The 18,083-nt window shown below is 58.3% G+C and carries 10 protein-coding genes; 1 reads left to right on the top strand and 9 read right to left on the bottom strand.

Annotated elements, in window-relative coordinates; translation table 11 throughout:
* From ACR0IK_RS21680 to rpsL, 4 genes are all read right to left on the bottom strand, one after another.
* The coding region (locus ACR0IK_RS21680; RefSeq protein WP_036223564.1) for a GTP-binding protein at window positions 1-91 on the bottom strand (91 nt) is incomplete at its 3' end.
* Between the two features lie 60 nt (window positions 92-151).
* Complete coding sequence (gene fusA / locus ACR0IK_RS21675; RefSeq protein ID WP_480595530.1) at window positions 152-2,269, bottom strand: elongation factor G; 2,118 nt, start codon at window positions 2,267-2,269, stop codon at window positions 152-154.
* 18 nt (window positions 2,270-2,287) lie between these two features.
* The gene (rpsG, locus tag ACR0IK_RS21670) at window positions 2,288-2,758 is read right to left on the bottom strand and encodes a 30S ribosomal protein S7 (RefSeq protein WP_039529242.1); all 471 of its coding nucleotides are present in this window, start codon (window positions 2,756-2,758) and stop codon (window positions 2,288-2,290) included.
* A gap of 15 nt (window positions 2,759-2,773) precedes the next feature.
* Window positions 2,774-3,145, bottom strand: a complete 372-nt coding sequence (gene rpsL, locus ACR0IK_RS21665; RefSeq protein WP_005621086.1) for a 30S ribosomal protein S12 — start codon at window positions 3,143-3,145, stop codon at window positions 2,774-2,776.
* A gap of 397 nt (window positions 3,146-3,542) precedes the next feature.
* Here rpsL and ACR0IK_RS21660 point away from each other — a divergent pair, with 397 nt between their 5' ends.
* Window positions 3,543-4,349: a putative rhamnosyl transferase gene (locus ACR0IK_RS21660; protein WP_480643222.1), complete on the top strand. Its 807-nt coding sequence runs from the start codon at window positions 3,543-3,545 to the stop codon at window positions 4,347-4,349.
* Here the strand turns inward: ACR0IK_RS21660 and ACR0IK_RS21655 are convergent.
* The 5 genes from ACR0IK_RS21655 to rpoB form a co-directional block, all read right to left on the bottom strand.
* Window positions 4,334-5,203, bottom strand: a complete 870-nt coding sequence (locus ACR0IK_RS21655; protein WP_480643220.1) for a DMT family transporter — start codon at window positions 5,201-5,203, stop codon at window positions 4,334-4,336. The genes ACR0IK_RS21660 and ACR0IK_RS21655 overlap by 16 nt on opposite strands.
* Before the next feature lie 379 nt (window positions 5,204-5,582).
* Entirely contained in the window at window positions 5,583-7,382 is a 1,800-nt protein-coding gene (locus ACR0IK_RS21650; RefSeq protein WP_480643219.1) for an NAD(P)-binding domain-containing protein, read from the bottom strand.
* Window positions 7,383-7,530: 148 nt separating this feature from the next.
* Window positions 7,531-9,162 carry a sigma-54-dependent Fis family transcriptional regulator gene (locus ACR0IK_RS21645; RefSeq protein WP_480643218.1) on the bottom strand — a complete coding sequence of 544 codons (1,632 nt, stop codon included), beginning with the start codon at window positions 9,160-9,162 and terminating at the stop codon, window positions 7,531-7,533.
* Window positions 9,163-9,492: 330 nt separating this feature from the next.
* Window positions 9,493-13,734 (bottom strand): DNA-directed RNA polymerase subunit beta', encoded by a 4,242-nt coding sequence (gene rpoC, locus ACR0IK_RS21640; RefSeq protein ID WP_480643217.1) that lies wholly within the window; start codon window positions 13,732-13,734, stop codon window positions 9,493-9,495.
* A 50-nt stretch (window positions 13,735-13,784) separates the two neighbouring features.
* Window positions 13,785-17,921, bottom strand: coding sequence for a DNA-directed RNA polymerase subunit beta (gene rpoB / locus ACR0IK_RS21635; RefSeq protein ID WP_480595524.1), 4,137 nt, complete (start codon window positions 17,919-17,921; stop codon window positions 13,785-13,787).
* Window positions 17,922-18,083: the final 162 nt, after the last annotated feature.

Here is an 18,083-nt window from a genome sequence, read left to right as displayed (position 1 = left end):
CTGCGGTCAGCGTGGTCTTGCCGTGGTCAACGTGGCCAATCGTGCCGATGTTGACGTGCGGCTTATTACGCTCAAACTTTTCCTTTGCCATGATGGCCTCCTTTGTCGGTAATGAAGGGAGCCCCAGGCCGGAGCTCCCTCAAATCTTCGCTTATGCGTATTTCGCCTGGATCTCGTCCGAGATGTTCTGCGGAACCGGATCGTAGTGGTCGAACTGCATGGTGAACTGGGCGCGGCCCGACGACATCGAACGCAGGGTGTTGATGTAGCCGAACATGTTCGCCAGCGGAACGAATGCATCGATCGCGATCGCGTTGCCGCGCGGCTCTTGTCCAGAAACCTGACCACGACGCGAGGTCAGGTCGCCAATGATACCGCCGGTGTATTCTTCCGGGGTGATCACTTCGACCTTCATGATCGGTTCCAGCAGTTTCGCACCAGCTTTGCGCATGCCTTCACGCATACACATCCGCGATGCGATTTCGAACGCCAGAACGCTCGAGTCAACGTCGTGGAATTTACCGTCCAGCAGGGCAACCTTGAAGTCGATCACGGGGAAGCCAGCCAGTGGGCCGCTATCCATGACCGAGTTGATGCCTTTTTCAACACCCGGGATGTATTCCTTCGGAACAGCACCACCAACGATGCGGCTTTCGAACGAGTAACCTTCGCCCGGCTCTGTCGGCTGGATCTCCAGCTTGACTTCCGCGAACTGACCCGAACCACCCGACTGTTTCTTGTGGGTGTAGGTGTGCTCGACCGGCATCGAGATGGTTTCACGGTATGCCACCTGCGGCGCACCGATGTTTGCCTCGACTTTGAACTCGCGCTTCAAACGGTCAACCAGGATGTCCAGGTGAAGCTCGCCCATGCCCTTCATGATGGTCTGACCGGATTCCAGGTCAGTTTCCACGCGGAAGGACGGGTCTTCAGCGGCCAGACGGGCCAGACCCTGGGACATCTTCTCTTGGTCGCCCTTGGTTTTGGGCTCGACCGCGATCTCGATCACCGGATCGGGGAAGGTCATGGTTTCCAAAACCACCGGATCCTTCGCGTCACACAGGGTGTCACCGGTGGTGGTGTCTTTCAGACCCGCCAGCGCGATGATGTCGCCTGCAAACGCTTCTTCGATCTCTTCCCGGTTGTTCGAGTGCATCATCATCATACGACCGATGCGCTCTTTCTTACCTTTGGTCGAGTTCAGGATCGAGTCACCCTTCTGCATGGTGCCCGAGTAGATACGGGTGAAGGTCAGAGAGCCAACGAAGGGGTCGTTCATGATTTTGAACGCCAGACCTGAGAAGGCCATGTCGTCGTCTGCACGACGTGCGATGTTACGAACTTCTTCCTCGTCGCCGGGCTTGAAGCCCATGTAATCGACTACGTCCAGCGGGCTGGGCAGATAGTCGATCACAGCGTTGAGCAGAGGCTGGACGCCTTTGTTCTTGAACGCCGAACCACCCAGAACCGGAACGAACGCGATTTCCAGCGTACCTTTGCGCAGCAGGGCGCGCAGGGTGGGAACGTCGGGCTCATTGCCTTCCAGGTATTCCATCATCGCGTCGTCGTCCATTTCGACGGCCGCTTCGATCATTTTACCGCGCCATTCGTCAGCCATGTCTTTCAGGCTGTCACGGATCGGTGCTTTGACCCAGCTTGCACCAAGGTCTTCACCCTGCCACAGCCATTCTTCCATGGTGACCAGATCAACAAGACCTTCAAGCTCGGATTCTGCACCGATCGGAATACCAACCGGAACAGCACGTGCACCGGTGCGATCTTCGATCATGCGAACGCAGTTGAAGAAGTCAGCACCGATCTTGTCCATTTTGTTGACGAAAACCATACGCGGAACCTTGTAGCGGTCAGCCTGACGCCACACGGTTTCGGTCTGGGGTTCAACACCGGCGTTTGCGTCCAGAACGCAAACAGCACCGTCGAGTACCGCCAGCGAGCGCTCGACTTCGATGGTGAAGTCAACGTGGCCGGGGGTGTCGATGATGTTCAGGCGGTGCTTAGGCGAGTCAGCAGTTTGACCGTCTTCGGTGCGTTCCCAGAAAGTGGTGGTCGCAGCCGAAGTGATGGTGATACCGCGTTCCTGCTCCTGCTCCATCCAGTCCATGGTGGCTGCACCATCGTGCACCTCACCGATGTTGTGGGATTTACCGGTGTAATACAGGATGCGTTCCGAGCAGGTGGTTTTACCTGCATCGATATGCGCCATGATACCGAAGTTACGGTAATGGTTGAGTGTATATTCGCGTGCCATTTTGATAAGCCTCTGGAATTACCAACGGTAGTGGCTGAAGGCTTTGTTCGCCTCGGCCATCTTGTGGGTGTCTTCGCGCTTCTTCACGGCGGTACCGCGGGACTGTACAGCGTCCAGCAGCTCACCGGCGAGGCGTTCTTCCATGGTGTTTTCGTTGCGGCCACGCGCAGCAGTGATCAGCCAGCGGATGGCCAGTGCTTCGCGGCGCTCGGGGCGGACTTCGACCGGAACCTGATAGGTTGCACCACCAACCCGGCGCGAGCGGACCTCGACCGACGGTTTGATGTTGTCGAGCGCTTCGTGGAACACTTCGACAGGAGCGCGCTTGATCTTGTTCTCAACGCGGTCAAACGCGTTGTAGACGATGCGCTCTGCGACCGACTTCTTGCCGTCGATCATCAGGTTGTTCATGAATTTGGTCAAAACCTTGTCGCCAAATTTGGCGTCAGGCAGGACTTCGCGTTTTTCGGCGGCGTGACGACGTGACATATCAGCCTCTCCTTCTTACTTGGGACGCTTCGCGCCGTATTTCGAACGGCGTTGCTTACGGTCTTTGACGCCCTGAGTATCCAGAACACCGCGCAGGATGTGGTAACGCACACCAGGAAGGTCTTTCACACGGCCGCCACGGATCAGAACAACCGAGTGTTCCTGCAGGTTGTGGCTTTCACCGGGAATGTACGAGATGACCTCGAACCCGTTGGTCAGGCGCACCTTGGCAACCTTACGCATAGCCGAGTTCGGCTTCTTTGGCGTGGTGGTGTAAACACGTGTGCAGACGCCGCGTTTCTGCGGGCACTGCTCCAGGTGCATGGACTTCGAGCGTTTTACTTTGGGCTGCCGCGGCTTGCGGATCAGCTGTTGAATAGTTGGCATTCCGGTTTCTTCCCCGTTTTGCAACACACATGACATGCACGCGCGTTGCGTGCGGTTAAACTTGCTGCACTTATGCGTCCACAAGCGCAAAATCCGCGAGCGTTCCCATTCCGAGGTGAACGTCGCGGTTGGTTATCAGAGGACGCGAACTGCAAAATTGTCCGGGTCTTGACCAGTTCATTACTGAAATCGGTTTTGGGGCGGCCCCCGGTACCGAGATGACGCGCGTAATAGGGGGAGTCGGCCCGAGTGTCAACAGCAACCCCTAATGAGGCGGTCCAGTGACCCGATAGCACGCAAATATCAGGGCGTGATGGGGGTTTCCAGTTCGGTAGCCGTTGCGAGGGTATGACGACGGGGGCATAGTCTGCTCACCATTTTACCCGACGGATGAACCATGCAAGTCATAGGCCTTTGCCGCTTTTCCTACCCCGCCCACGGGGGCTTTCAGGTCGAACATGACACGATCGAGGAACGCAGGCAGTACCTCTATAATCCGGCCCGTCTGGAAGAGCGGTTCCGGCTTTTCGAAACTACCACCCTGCCCTGTTTCAGGGAACAGACCGATGAAGAGTTCCAGTTCCTTATCGTGATCGGGGATTGCTTGCCGAAAACCGCCTTTGACCGGCTGCACGATCTGACCTCTGGCATGAAACAGGTCCGGATCATCGCGCGCGCGCCTGCCCGGCACCGCAAAGTGATGAAAGAGATCCTGAACGCCGCGCGCGACGACCCCAGCGCTCCCTGCCTGCAATTCCGCCACGACGATGACGATGCCGTGTCGGTGGATTTCGTCGAGCGCCTGCGCATCGCCGCGGTCGAGAGCCAAGGTCTGATGGCGAACAACAAAACAGTCGCCATCGACTATAATCAGGGTTTTCTAGCCCGTTTCGGGGCAGACGGCATTTGGGCCGCGCAGGTGTTTCGGCCTCTGTTAGGCGTCGGATTCGCCATGCATGTGCGCGGCGGCTGCGAGCAGACGATCATGAATTTCGCCCATCACCGCATCGGGAACTTCATGCCGGTGATCAGCTACCCGGACGCGCCAATGTGGGTGCGCACGCTGAACCAATTCAACGATTCACCCCACGCCCGCAACAGCATCACAGAATTGTCCCCGCTTACACCCGAGCAAGAGGGAGAATTCATCGCCCGCTTTGCCATTGAACAGAACGTTGTTCGGCGGACTCACTCCGCTGAGTGAGAGTGGCGTTCGCGGAACAGCGTGAACAACCCGGCACCTACCACCAACCCTGCCCCGAGCAGAGTAACCGAGTCCGGCCAGTCACCGAACACCAGCCAGCCCAGGGCCAGCGCCCAGATCAGGCTGGAATAGCGGAAAGGCGCGACAAATCCGACATCTCCGACGCGCATGACCATGACGCTGCACAAATAGCCGGTCAGCACGAACACCGCCGCGCAGGCGACCATCAGCCCCGCGCCCGGCGAAACCGGTTGCCAGCCCGAAGCGAGAGAGGCGCATCCCGCCGCGGCGGTGATTGTAAGCGAGGTCGCTAATGTGACCGCCAGTGAGGGCACATGGATCGACATCCGCCGTGTGATCAAATCTCGGATGGTGACCGACACAACCGCGATCAACGCGTAAATGGCATAGATGCTGAACCCCTCGGGGCCCGGTCGCACAATCAGCAGCATACCGAGAAACCCCAGCGCAATGGCCAGAACCCGACGCCAGCCGATCTGTTCACCGAAGAACAGCACCGCACCCAGGGTCACGGTCAGAGGCAAAGCCTGCAAAACTGCGGTTACATTCGCCAGCGGCATGTGCAGAAGCGCTGTCAGGAAGAAAAACGTCGCCGAAAGCTCGGCCAGACACCGTGCCGCCACCAGACACTTGTCATGGCGCGGAAAATTCAGATGCAGCGCCCCCAGATGACGCGCCAGAAAATACACCAAAACTGTCGCCAGCACCCCGCGCATCGCCACCATCTGGAACAGCGGCACCTCCGCCCCGGCGGCCTTGACCAGCGCATCATTGATGGTGAAGGCCGCCATGCTGCCCATCATCAGCAGCGCGCCTTTCAGGTTTGGGGTCATTTCAAACAGGTCCGGTCCTTAGTCACCCGCAGCATTGGTGCCGTCGCTGTCCGGGATGTCAACTCACCAGGAGAGGTACACTAGGTTCGTAAAAAACGGGTCTCGTGACCAAGCCTCAGTTCACTGCAACACAGTGTGTTCTGGTCGAACGAATGACCAATGTGCGGACACGGTGTGTGAAAACTCCAGCCCACGAGCTCTCTCGTCGCGCTCGTTTTCAGCGCCTGTGCGAAAGCTCTGGCAGAAGCGCGAGAGAATGCACATAAAAGGTGTTTTCGACATGTTTCGCTGACCAACCAGAGTTTTCACAAAGCCTCCGGACAAAGCAGACTTTCAATCGAATACCTTGAAAGTCCGCTTCATGATTGTAGCGCATGACTTAACTGAGGTGGTACACTTGTTGACGGCCGAAGACCGGCGTCGGGATACCCTCCATCCGGGCCTTTATCTGCAGCGACAGAAACTGTGAGTAGTGCCGGGACTGATGCAGGTTTCCGCCATGCATCCAAAGGTTTGGCACCTGTGTCGGCTTCCACATATTGCGTTGTTCGCCTTCCCAGGGCCCCGGGTCCTTGGTTGTGTCAGAGCCCAGACCCCAGCATTTCCCAAGTCGATCTGCCATATCCTGGCCCATCAGGTCCGCGACCCAACCGTTCATCGAATTATACCCTGTCGCATAGACCACCAGGTCGGCATCCAGATGCGTGCCGTCATCAAGAATAACTCCGGATTCATCAAGCGCGGTGACCTGACCGCGTTTCAGCTTGATTTCGCCATCAATGATCAACTGGCTGGCACCGATATCGATGTAATAGCCGGATCCACGACGCAGGTATTTCATGAACAGCCCGCTGTCGTCATCACCCCAATCCAGCCAGAACCCGGCCTTTTCCAGGCCGTCATAAAACTCTTTGTCCTGTTCTTTCATCGCAGCATAGGCCGGAATCTGGAATTCATGCAGGATGCGATAGGGCAGCGATGCAAAGATCAGATCGGCCTTTTCGGTCGTCATGCCAGACCGCACCGCACGTTCAGAATAGAGATCGCCCAGTCCGATTTCCATGAGGGTGTCCGAGCGGACAATATGGGTTGAGGACCGCTGCACCATAGTTACGTCAGCATCGTTCTCCCAAAGGGCCGCACAGATATCGTGAGCTGAGTTATTAGACCCCACCACGACAACTTTCTTGCCTGCCCATTTGTCCGGCCCTTCATGTTCTGAGGAATGAGCCTGCACACCCTTGAACACATCCATTCCCGGAAAATCAGGCATGCGTTTTTTTCCAGACATACCCGTCGCCATGATCAGATGTTTGGGCCGAAGTACAACCTCTTCGCCATCTCGGTTTACCGTGATGGTCCATTCGCCCTTGTCTTCGTCGAACGTGGCGGACTTGGCCGTTGTACGCGTCCAATAGTTCAGCTCCATCACTTTCGTATACATCTCAAGCCAGTCGCCGATCTTGTCCTTGGGCGAGAACACAGGCCAGTTTTCCGGAAACTTGATATAGGGCAGATGGTCGTACCAGACCGGATCGTGCAGACAGAGGGATTTGTAGCGATTGCGCCAACTGTCGCCGGGCCGGTCGTTCCGTTCGACGATGATCGTCGGTACACCAAGCTGGCGCAGCCGCGCGCCCATTGCGATCCCGCCCTGACCGCCGCCGATGATAAGGCAGTAGGGCTGTGTCTTGTAGCCCAGTTCGGCCTCTTCCTGCGCGCGTTCTTCTGCCCATGTGGTACGGTGTTTTCCGGCCCCATGCTTGGCACCCAGCGGACGGTTGAACCCTTTGGGTTCTTCATGCCCTTTCAACTCGGCCATCGTGGTCAGCAAGGTCCATATCCTGCCTTCCTTGAGGCGGATCAGACCGTAGCCACGCGCAACTTCGGTCTCGAATTCGATCCATGCGGTGGTCACGCCCCCATCCTCTGTGGGCACCTCACCTTCGGCTATTCTCCAACCGCTTGGCTTGGTCGTGGCCAGCTGGTGCGAGAGCATATCTGCCACCTGCGCCTTGCCTTCGACCGTTTTGATATTCCAGGTAAAGCTGACCAGATCGCGCCAATAGCATTCATCATGAAACATATCGCAGGCAGCATCGATATCGCCTTTGGACAAAGCCGCCCCGAAAACGTCCAGAAACCCCTGCACCTGATCCGAGAGTGTTGTGTCGAGCATGTCATCCTCCCTATCTCCACGGAGCAGAAGGCTGGCAAATCCGCGACCCGTCGGGCAAGCGGATTTGCAGGGTCAGCACTTTACCCGGACCAAAAATACCTAAGCTTGTTGCGCGCGCAACAAGGCTGCAACACGGGTGCACTTGCGGTTATACGGGCGGTATAAGCCCAGCCTTTCGCGCACGACGAAGGATTGTCGACCGGTTCACGCCAAGCCGCCGCGCAACCTGGGACATGTTCCAATCACAGGCGCGCAGGAGCGCTTCCAGATCATCCACGTCCCGCTCTTGATCAGAGGCCAGCACCGGAGCGGGTAAGTCCGTCAAGTCGATGATGTTGTCCTGACATAAGGCGACAGTACTGAGCAGCAGATGTTCCAGTTCACGAATATTGCCGCGCCAGAGTCGTGACTTCAGATCAGCACGCGCGGCTGTGGACAGGCGGATATCATGGCTGGCAAACCGTCTGAGCAGGCGATCAATCAGCCAATCCAGATCCGCCCGATGTCGTAACGGCGGCAGGGGCAAGGTGGCACCTGCGATCCGGTGCAACAGATCCTCGCGCAGATAACCTTGCAATCCGGCCGGGGCCTCTCGGCAAGAGGCGATGATCCTCAGATCGGCCCGCCGCTCCAGCACCGCCAAAAGAGAGGCCTGCGCAGGTTTGCTAAGATCTTCGACACCGCGCAGGAACAGCGTTCCGGGATCAATGGCGTGGCAGAAATCGAGTGTCTCGGTGTCGCAGCAGATCACCGTGTGAAAATCCTGCGTCGCAGGATCGGCCATGTGGATTGCACGCGCCAGTTTTGTCTTGCCGGTTCCGCTTTCACCGGTCAGCACAAGCGGCAGATTGGTTGGTGCAAGACGCGCAGCTTTGTTCAACAGTTGCTGAAGGTCCGCATCCGGCCCCGCAAAACTGCCAAGGGTCCCGGGCAGAACCTGTTCTCGCTTGCGCAGGGCTGCCGTCATTTGCGGTGTCTGCGGCGCAACGGCATGGCCATAAAGCGCGCGCCCGTCCTTAAGGTGCAATACACGGTCCTCGGACGGCCTGCCGCGCATGAATTCGGGCATGTCGTCAACGCTGATTTCAAGCCAGTCCTGCAAGCGAGACCCGATCAGGTGTCCCGTACCGTCCGGGTCCAGCGCGCGGCGGGCTCCCGAGGTCATACCGATGATCTTGCCACCTCCGTCCACTGCAACCGCCGCTTCGGGATCGACCTCCAGAAACTCGGGGCTGGCTGAAAAGCGCAGGACCCAATCGCGCCGGGTCGATGCCATCAGGTTTGCCATCTCGACGCGACGGGCGGAATTCGTCACCAATGTCATGGCCAGATTCTGCGACGCCTTAGGCGAGGGTCCACGCAACAAGGACACATCCAGAACAGCCGCAAGACCACCCCTGGTGTCAAAAATAGGTGCTGCCGTACAAGACAGCGGCGTATGTGTGATCGAAAAATGATCGCCCTGATGGATCGTCACCGGCTGACCTGTAACAATGCACGAACCCACCCCGTTCGTTCCCGCCAACTCTTCCGTCCACTTGAATCCTAGATGAAGACCCGCAGTTCTGAGCTCGTCCTCGAAGTTCCGGTCGCCAAAGAAGTCGACGCAGACTCCATCCGCATCCGCAAGCAGCAGGACGTAGTTCTGCCCTGCCACCTGCGCAAACAGCGATTGCAGCCCCGAGCGCGCCGTTGCGATCAGACGTTCGGATTGTTCCAGATGTTCACGGAATTTGGTGTCAGGCAGGATATGCGCGGGTTCCTGCCGTGAGGGATCCATACCATAGGTTTCAACACAGCGCTGCCAGCTATCCGCGACGAGTCGGTCTCGCCCTGTATCGAATCCGCTTAAGACACGGTCAATCTCATTTGTGTGCTGGCGATCCAACAGCTTCCCGTCCTACAAATCCTTCCTAAAAATAGCATGAAGATGGCTTCGCGCCCATGTTCAAGTTTCGTTCGGCAAGCGTTTGGCGCTTCGTCGCGTCAAGCTGAGCTTCGTTGAACGCGCAGCATCGGGCCCTATGGACTCGAAGCAGTCATTGACTAGTCCAAAAAAAGAGGCCCCGCGATAGATATCGCAGGGCCTCTTTTTTGCTTGTGACGAGACTTACTCGCGGCTTTCCGGTGTTTCCACCAGAACGTCCAGCTCGTCGCCGACCATGTCGTCGTCCATCATCGGCGCAGCCAGGGCAGCGGCCGCTTCGGCTTCTTCCCGGCGAGCTTCGATCACGACGTTGTCGCGCGATTGCGCAACCTGACGCACGGCCTGGGTCGCACCACCGGTACCGGCGGGAATGAGGCGGCCAACGATGACGTTCTCTTTCAGGCCGACCAGTTTGTCCTTTTTGCCCTGTACCGACGCTTCGGTCAGAACACGGGTGGTTTCCTGGAACGACGCCGCCGAGATGAACGAACGCGTCTGCAGCGAGGCTTTGGTGATCCCCAAGAGGATCGGCTCGCCCTGAGCCGGACGTCCACCGCGCGAGATGGTCTTCTCGTTGGCCGCGTCGAACTCCTGCTTGTCGACATGTTCGCCTTTCAGCAGGGTGGTGTCGCCTGAATCCAGGATCTCCCACTTCTGCAGCATCTGGCGCACGATGACCTCGATGTGCTTGTCGTTGATCTTCACGCCCTGCAGACGATAGACGTCCTGCACCTCGTCGATCATGTAATCCGCCAGCGCTTCGACACCCATGATGGACAGGATGTCATGCGGAGCCGGGTTACCGTCCATCAGGTATTCACCCTTCTGGATGAAGTCCCCTTCGGCGACCGGGATGTGCTTGCCCTTGGGCACCATGTATTCGATGGTCTCCATGGACTCGTCCGCCGGTTCGATGCTGATGCGGCGCTTGTTCTTGTAGTCGCGACCAAAGCGCACGTAACCATCGGCTTCCGCGATGATCGCGTGATCTTTCGGACGACGGGCTTCGAACAGTTCGGCCACACGCGGCAAACCACCGGTGATGTCCTTGGTCTTGGCGCCTTCACGCGGGATACGCGCGACAACGTCACCGGCTTCAACCTGCTGGCCGTCTTCGACCGACAGGATCGCGTCCACCGACATCGGATAGTGAACCGGGTTGCCCGCATCATTGCGGACCGGCTCGCCATCTTCACCGACCAGAATGATCTCGGGCTTCAGGTCGCTGCCTTTGGGGGCGGCGCGCCAGTCGATCACGATCTTCTGGGTCATCCCGGTGGCTTCGTCGGTCTCGTCGCGAACAGCAAGGCCCGAAACAAGGTCGACGTATTTCGCGGTACCGGCTTTCTCAGCGATGATCGGCAGGGTGTAGGGATCCCATTCGAACAACTTGTCGCCACGGGCGACTTTGGTGCCGTCCTTGACGAACAGCTTCGAGCCGTAGCCCAGCTTGTGGCTGGCACGCTCTTCGCCGTGCTCGTCCTTGATCACCAGCTTCATGTTCCGGCCCATGACCAGGCTTTCGCCTGCCGCATTTACCAGAATCTGCGGGTTTTCGAACGAAACGACACCTTCCTGGCTGGCTTCCTGGAACGACTGCTGACCACCTTGCGCAACACCACCGATGTGGAAGGTCCGCATCGTCAGCTGCGTACCGGGTTCACCAATGGACTGGGCGGCGATGATGCCGACAGCTTCACCCGTGTTAACCATGGTACCGCGCGCGAGGTCACGACCGTAGCAAGTTGCACAGACACCTTCCTCGGACTCACAGGTCAGAGGCGAACGGATGCGGGTCGACTGAACGCCGGCTTCATCAATGGCATCTGCCATACGCTCGTCGATCAGCTGACCAGCCGCAACGATCACCTCATCCGTTCCCGGACGCAGGATGTCGTCAGCCGCCACACGGCCCAGGATACGTTCGGCCAGCGAGGCGACAACCTCACCGTCGTTCACGGCGGCTTCGGCTGTGATTGCACGCTCGGTGCCACAGTCGATCTCACGCACGATGCAGTCCTGCGCCACGTCCACCAGACGACGGGTCAGGTAACCCGAGTTCGCGGTCTTCAGAGCGGTATCCGACAGACCCTTACGGGCACCGTGGGTCGAGTTGAAGTACTCGAGAACGGTCAGACCTTCCTTGAAGTTCGAGATGATCGGCGTCTCGATGATGTCACCGTTCGGCTTGGCCATAAGGCCGCGCATTCCGCCCAGCTGTTTCATCTGAGTGACCGAGCCACGCGCACCAGAGTGGGCCATCATGTAGACCGAGTTCGGTTCCTGTTCGGATCCGTCCTCTGCCCGATCCGAAGATGAGATCGTGCTCATCATCGCCTCGGTGACGCGGTCGTTACACTTCGACCAGGCATCGACAACTTTGTTGTACTTTTCGCCCTGAGTAATCAGGCCGTCCATGTACTGCTGTTCAAAGTCTTTCACCTGACCGCGGGTGTCATCAACGATGCCCCACTTGTCGTCCGGAATGACCATGTCGTCCTTACCGAACGAGATGCCCGCCTTGAACGCTTCTTTGAAGCCCATCGACATGATCTGGTCACAGAAGATAACCGACTCTTTCTGACCGCAGTAGCGATAGACGGTGTCGATGACCTGCTGCACTTCCTTCTTCCGCAGCAGGCGGTTGACCAGTTCGAACGGCGCTTTGTTGTTCATCGGCAGCAACGCACCCAGACGCAGACGGCCCGGAGTGGTTTCATAGCGCTTCTGAACTTCGTTGCCTTCGTCGTCGATCTGCGTGATCCGCGCGGTGATTTTCGAGTGCAGATGCACCTCACCCGCGTCCAGCGCGTGCTGAACTTCTTCGATCGAGCCAAAGACCTTGCCTTCGCCCGGCATGCCTTCGCGTTCCAGGGTCACGTAGTAGAGACCCAGGATCATATCCTGCGACGGAACGATGATCGGCGCGCCGTTTGCAGGCGACAGAACGTTGTTCGTCGACATCATCAGAACACGGGCTTCCAGCTGCGCTTCAAGGCTCAGCGGGACGTGCACGGCCATCTGGTCACCGTCGAAGTCGGCGTTAAAGGCCGAACAGACCAGCGGGTGCAGCTGGATCGCTTTACCTTCGATCAGGACCGGCTCGAACGCCTGAATACCAAGACGGTGCAGCGTCGGCGCACGGTTCAGCATGACAGGGTGTTCGCGGATCACCTCGTCGAGGATATCCCACACTTCGGGACGCTCTTTCTCGACCAGTTTCTTCGCCTGTTTCACGGTCGAAGACAGACCCTTGGCTTCAAGGCGCGAGTAGATGAACGGTTTGAACAGTTCCAACGCCATCTTCTTGGGCAGACCACACTGGTGCAGCTTGAGTTCCGGACCGGTCACGATGACCGAACGGCCCGAGAAGTCGACGCGCTTACCCAGAAGGTTCTGACGGAAGCGGCCCTGTTTCCCTTTCAGCATATCCGACAGCGATTTCAGCGGACGCTTGTTGGCGCCGGTGATCACGCGGCCACGACGGCCATTGTCGAACAGAGCGTCAACGGATTCCTGCAGCATCCGCTTTTCGTTGCGGACGATGATGTCAGGTGCGCGCAGTTCGATCAGACGCTTCAGACGGTTGTTCCGGTTGATAACGCGGCGATACAGATCGTTCAGATCCGAGGTCGCAAAGCGGCCACCATCCAGCGGAACCAGCGGACGCAGTTCCGGCGGAATGACCGGGATCACGGTCATCACCATCCATTCGGGCCGGTTGCCCGACTCGAGGAAGGATTCAACTACCTTCAGACGCTTGATGATCTTCTTGGGCTTCAGCTCGCCGGTTGCTTCGGCCAGATCAGCGCGCAGCTGCTCGGCTTCGGCTTCCAGATCGATCTGGGCCAGCATCTCGCGGATGGCCTCGGCACCGATATTGGCGGTGAACGCGTCCATGCCATAGGCATCCTGCGCGTCCATGTACTCTTCTTCGGTCAGCATCTGGCCATAAGACAGGTCTGTCAGACCGGGCTCGATGACGACGTAGTTTTCAAAGTACAGAACACGTTCCAGATCGCGCAGCGTCATGTCCAGCATCAGACCGATGCGGGACGGCAGCGACTTCAGGAACCAGATATGTGCGACGGGCGCGGCCAGCTCGATGTGGCCCATACGCTCGCGGCGGACTTTCTGCAGGGTGACTTCCACACCGCATTTCTCGCAGACAACGCCGCGATACTTCATCCGCTTATATTTGCCGCACAGACATTCGTAGTCTTTGATCGGGCCAAAGATTCGTGCACAGAACAGGCCGTCACGCTCGGGCTTGAACGTCCGGTAGTTGATGGTTTCGGGTTTCTTGATCTCGCCATAGGACCAAGACAGGATCCGCTCGGGCGACGCCAGCGAGACCTTGATCTCGTCGAATACCTTCGGGGGCGTCAGCGGGTTGAACGGGTTGTTGGTGATTTCCTGGTTCATTTGTTACCTCAAATCTTGCGGAAGGGGGGACGGGAGAAAGGGCAGCGCCCTTACTCCTCAACCTCCGCATCCAGGAGTTCCATATTCAGGCCGAGGCCACGGACTTCTTTCACCAGAACGTTGAACGATTCCGGTACGCCCGCTTCAAAGTTATCCTCGCCCTTGACGATCGACTCATAGACCTTGGTCCGGCCGGCGACGTCATCCGATTTCACCGTCAGCATCTCTTGCAGGGTGTAGGCGGCGCCGTAAGCCTCCAGAGCCCAGACTTCCATCTCACCAAAGCGCTGGCCACCGAACTGCGCCTTACCACCCAGCGGCTGCTGGGTGACCAGGCTGTACGGCCCGGTCGAACGCGCGTGGATCTTGTCGTCCACCAGGTGGTGCAGTTTCAGCAGGTACTTGATGCCCACGGTCACCGGACGTGCGAATTGCTCACCGGTGCGACCGTCGAACAGGATCGACTGACCGCTTTCCGAGAAGCCCGCACGCACCAGCGCGTCGTTGACGTCAGCCTCTTTGGCACCGTCGAAGACCGGGGTTGCGATCGGAACACCGCGAGTCACGTTGCCCGCAGCCTCGATCAGGCCATCCTCGTCCAGACCGGTGATGCCTTCTTCGTAGACATTCTCGCCATAGGCCAGCTTCATTGCTTCGCGCACCGGGGTCAGGTCGCCGGAGCGGCGGTATTCACCCAGTGCGTCGTCGATGTTCAGACCCAGACCGCGCGCGGCCCAACCCATGTGGGTTTCAAGGATCTGACCAACGTTCATACGCGAAGGCACACCCAGCGGGTTCAGACAGAAGTCAACCGGAGTACCATCGGCCAGGAACGGCATGTCTTCCATCGGAACAACCTTGGAGATCACACCTTTGTTCCCGTGACGACCAGCCATCTTGTCGCCCGGCTGCAGCTTGCGCTTCACGGCGATGAAGACTTTGACCATCTTCATCACACCCGGCGGCAGGTCGTCGCCACGGCGGACCTTCTCGACCTTGTCCTCGAAACGGGCGTCCAGAGCACGCTTTTGCACTTCGTACTGCTCGTTCAGAGCTTCGACGATCTGTGCATCCTGCTCACCTTCCAGCGCCAGCTGCCACCACTGACCACGGGTCAGGGTTTCCAGCAGCTCCTCGGTGATCACCGAGCCCGGCTTGACGCCTTTCGGGCCTTTGACAGCGGTTTTGCCCAGGATCAGGCCCTGCAGACGCGCATAGATGTTGCGGTCAAGGATCGCCAGCTCGTCGTCCCGGTCACGGGCCAGACGTTCGACTTCCTCACGCTCGATCTGCAGCGCACGCTCGTCTTTCTCGACGCCGTGACGGTTGAAGACGCGAACCTCAACGACCGTACCGTAATCGCCCGGCTTCACGCGCAGCGAGGTGTCGCGCACGTCAGATGCTTTTTCACCAAAGATGGCGCGCAGCAGCTTTTCTTCCGGGGTCATCGGGCTTTCGCCCTTTGGGGTGATCTTGCCGACCAGAATATCGCCCGGCTCGACATCCGCACCGATGTAAACGATGCCCGCCTCGTCGAGGTTGCGCAGCGCTTCTTCACCGACGTTCGGGATGTCGCGGGTGATCTCTTCCGGGCCCAACTTGGTGTCACGGGCGGCGACTTCGAATTCCTCGATGTGGACCGAGGTAAAGACGTCGTCACGCGCGATACGTTCCGAGATCAGGATCGAGTCTTCGTAGTTGTAACCGTTCCACGGCATGAACGCGACGACCACGTTCTTGCCCAGCGCCAGTTCACCCATATCGGTCGACGGACCGTCGGCAATGACCTCGCCCTTCTGGACGGTGTCACCCACCTTGATCAGCGGACGCTGGTTGATGCAGGTGTTCTGGTTCGAACGCTGGAACTTGCGCAGACGGTAGATGTCAACGCCAGCGTCGCCCAGTTCCAGATCTTCGGTGGCGCGGATAACGATACGCTGGGCATCGACCTGGTCGATGATACCGGCGCGTTTCGCCTGAATCGCAGCGCCTGAGTCGATCGCAACCTTTTCCTCGATCCCGGTACCGACCAGCGGTGCCTCGGCGCGCAGCAGCGGAACCGCCTGACGTTGCATGTTCGAGCCCATCAGAGCGCGGTTGGCGTCGTCATTTTCAAGGAACGGGATCAGCGATGCAGCGACCGAAACCAGCTGTTTCGGCGACACGTCGATCAGGTCAACATTCTCACGCGGGGCAAGAGTGTAGTCACCAGCCTGACGGGTCGACACCAGATCGTTGATGAACTTGCCATCAGCGTCCAGAGTCGCGTTCGCCTGCGCCACTGTGTGACGCATTTCCTCGGTCGCGGACATGTAATGAACCTCATCGGTCACCTCGGCGTCTTTAACAACGCGGTAAGGTGTTTCAATGAAGCCATACTTATTCACGCGGGCAAAGGTGGCCAGCGAGTTGATCAGACCGATGTTCGGACCTTCAGGCGTTTCAATCGGGCACATCCGGCCATAGTGGGTCGGGTGCACGTCGCGAACCTCAAAGCCCGCACGCTCACGCGTCAGACCACCGGGGCCAAGCGCCGAGAGGCGGCGTTTGTGGGTGACTTCCGACAGCGGGTTGGTCTGGTCCATGAACTGCGACAGCTGCGATGAGCCGAAGAATTCACGCACAGCAGCCGCAGCCGGTTTCGCGTTGATCAGATCCTGCGGCATGACGGTGTCAATCTCGACCGACGACATACGCTCTTTGATCGCGCGCTCCATGCGCAGCAGACCGACTCGATACTGGTTCTCCATGAGTTCGCCGACCGAACGCACACGACGGTTGCCGAGGTGGTCGATATCGTCCACGTCGCCTTTGCCATCGCGCAGTTCCACCAGCGCTTTGATGCAGGCCACAATGTCTTCGCGGCGCAGGGTGCGCAGGGTGTCCGGCGCGTCCAGTGCCAGACGCATGTTCATCTTCACGCGGCCAACGGCGGACAGGTCATAACGCTCGCTGTCGAAGAACAGGGTGTCGAACAGGGCCGACGCAGCTTCGACGGTGGGCGGCTCACCCGGACGCATAACGCGGTAGATGTCCATCAGCGCGCTTTCACGGTTCAGGTTCTTATCCTGAGCCATGGTGTTGCGCATGTAGGGGCCAACATTGACGTTGTCGATGTCCAGAACCGGGATGTCGGTGATACCCGCATCGATCAGTTCCTTGACAGTGCCACCGATCAGGTCGCCGTCCTTGTCGTATTCCAGGGTCAGCTCATCACCGGCTTCGACATAGATCGCGCCGTTTTCTTCGTTGATGATGTCCTTTGCGACATACTTGCCGACGATGTGATCGAACGGAACCAGCAGGTCGGTAACGACGCCTTCTTCGATCAGTTTCTTGACCGCGCGCGGGGTGACTTTCTTGCCCGCCTCGGCAATGACTTCACCGGATTTCGCGTCGATCAGATCATAGGTCGGGCGGGTACCGCGAACACGCTCGGGGAAGAATGGCGCGATCCAGCCCTTCTTCTTGTCCAGCTTGTAGGACACGGTGTTGTAATACGCGTCCATGATCGCTTCCTGATCCAGACCCAGTGCATACAGCAGGGTTGTCACAGGCAGTTTACGGCGACGGTCGATACGGGCGAAGACGATGTCCTTGGCGTCGAACTCAAAGTCCAGCCAGCTGCCGCGATACGGGATGATGCGGCAGGCAAACAGCAACTTGCCCGAGGAATGGGTCTTGCCCTTGTCGTGGTCGAAGAACACACCGGGCGAACGGTGCATCTGGGACACGATCACACGCTCGGTACCGTTCACGATGAACGTCCCGTTCGGCGTCATCAGGGGCATGTCGCCCATGAACACGTCCTGTTCCTTAATGTCCTTGACCGATTTGGCGCCGGTGTCCTCATCGACATCAAACACGATCAGACGCAGAGTGACCTTCAGCGGCGCGCTGTAGGTCATGTCGCGCTGCATGCATTCTTCGACGTCGTACTTGGGTTTTTCCAGATCGTATTTTACGAACTCCAGAACGGAGGTTTCGTTGAAATCCTTGATCGGGAAAACCGACTGGAACACGCCTTTGATGCCTTCGCCGTCGGTGGGCTGCTCTGCATCGCCTGAGCGCAGGAAAAGATCATAAGAAGATTTCTGGACCTCAATGAGGTTCGGCATCTCCAGCACTTCACGGATTTTGCCGTAATATTTACGAAGACGTTTCTGGCCAAGGAACGTTTGAGCCATGTCAGATGTCACCTTTCGATGTTCTCAGCGGGCAAAGACACCGTCGGGCCCCGGCATCTTGCACATTCGAGACGACACGTCCGGATCAATTCATGGCCACCGTCCCGAAGGCAGCCTCCCGATCCGCGAACCGCGTCTTAGAAAACGCCCCAACCCATGAGG

It is taken from the genome of Ruegeria sp. BF7 (genome assembly GCF_056538605.1).
Note: the sequence above shows the minus strand (reverse complement) of the source record. Positions and strands in the feature narration are given on the sequence as shown.

Coding starts and splice junctions, on each gene's coding strand:
- ACR0IK_RS21655 (WP_480643220.1), bottom strand. CDS start 5,203: ATGACCCCAAACCTGAAAGGCGCGCTGCTGATGATGGGCAGCATGGCG.
- rpoC (WP_480643217.1), bottom strand. CDS start 13,734: ATGAACCAGGAAATCACCAACAACCCGTTCAACCCGCTGACGCCCCCG.
- fusA (WP_480595530.1), bottom strand. CDS start 2,269: ATGGCACGCGAATATACACTCAACCATTACCGTAACTTCGGTATCATG.
- ACR0IK_RS21650 (WP_480643219.1), bottom strand. CDS start 7,382: ATGCTCGACACAACACTCTCGGATCAGGTGCAGGGGTTTCTGGACGTT.
- ACR0IK_RS21660 (WP_480643222.1), top strand. CDS start 3,543: ATGCAAGTCATAGGCCTTTGCCGCTTTTCCTACCCCGCCCACGGGGGC.
- ACR0IK_RS21645 (WP_480643218.1), bottom strand. CDS start 9,162: ATGGATCCCTCACGGCAGGAACCCGCGCATATCCTGCCTGACACCAAA.
- rpsG (WP_039529242.1), bottom strand. CDS start 2,758: ATGTCACGTCGTCACGCCGCCGAAAAACGCGAAGTCCTGCCTGACGCC.
- rpsL (WP_005621086.1), bottom strand. CDS start 3,145: ATGCCAACTATTCAACAGCTGATCCGCAAGCCGCGGCAGCCCAAAGTA.
- rpoB (WP_480595524.1), bottom strand. CDS start 17,921: ATGGCTCAAACGTTCCTTGGCCAGAAACGTCTTCGTAAATATTACGGC.